General features: G+C 65.8%; 1 pseudogene. It reads left to right on the top strand.

Features of this window, described 5'->3' with window-relative positions:
* Window positions 1-240 (top strand): annotated as a pseudogene (locus KVT32_RS31345) (phosphopentomutase); the annotation flags it as partial.

Here is a 240-nt window from a genome sequence, read left to right as displayed (position 1 = left end):
AGATCGCGGCGCACGAAGAGCACTTCGGCCTTGAGCGCCTGTATGAGGTCTGCGAAGCGGCCTACGAGCTGGTCAAGCCCTACAACATCGGCCGCGTGATCGCGCGTCCGTTCACGGGTTCGAACGGCGACTACAAGCGCACCGCGAACCGCCACGACTACGCCGTGCCGCCCATCGCGCCGACGCTGCTCGACCACGTCAAGGACGCGGGCGGCGACGTCATCGCCCTGGGTAAAATCA

Source organism: Achromobacter sp. GbtcB20 (assembly GCF_019091095.1).
Classification (GTDB): Bacteria; Pseudomonadota; Gammaproteobacteria; order Burkholderiales; family Burkholderiaceae_B; genus Achromobacter; species Achromobacter mucicolens.
The sequence above is the reverse complement of the archived record's forward strand: the minus strand, read 5'-3'. Positions and strand labels throughout refer to the sequence as shown.